The sequence below is a fragment of the Fictibacillus nanhaiensis genome (genome assembly GCF_023715445.1).
Lineage (GTDB): Bacteria > Bacillota > Bacilli > Bacillales > Fictibacillaceae > Fictibacillus > Fictibacillus nanhaiensis_D.
In genome coordinates, this window is record NZ_JAMBOD010000055.1 from 1 (window position 1) to 380 (window position 380).

General features: G+C 70.5%; 1 protein-coding gene. It reads left to right on the forward strand.

Annotated features, from left to right (window positions below; all coding sequences use genetic code 11):
* Nucleotides 1-380, forward strand: a 380-nt coding sequence (locus M3196_RS21830; RefSeq protein WP_251324383.1) for a 2,4'-dihydroxyacetophenone dioxygenase family protein, incomplete at both ends; no start/stop codon positions are given.

The window sequence follows — 380 nt, forward strand, 5'->3', positions numbered from 1 at the left end:
GCCGATGAGCGCCGACCTGCCGGGGCTCGCGATCAAGTACCTGCACATCAATGCGGCCGAGGACACGCTGACCGCGCTGCTGAAGATGCCGGCCGGCGGCACGCTGCCGCGCCATCGTCACGACGGCGAGGTGTTCGTCCATACGCTGCAGGGTGCGTGGCGTTACCGCGAATACGACTGGATCGCGCACGCCGGCTCGACGGTGCTCGAACCGGCCGGCTCGGTGCACACGCCGGAAACCCTCGGCGCGCCGGGCGAGGACGTGATCACGCTGAACGTGATGCGCGGCGACCTCGTGCTGCTCGACGACGACGGCCGCGAAACGGCGCGCGAGAACTGCCGCGTCGCGCTGCTGCGCCAGCGCAAGCATGCGCGTACGG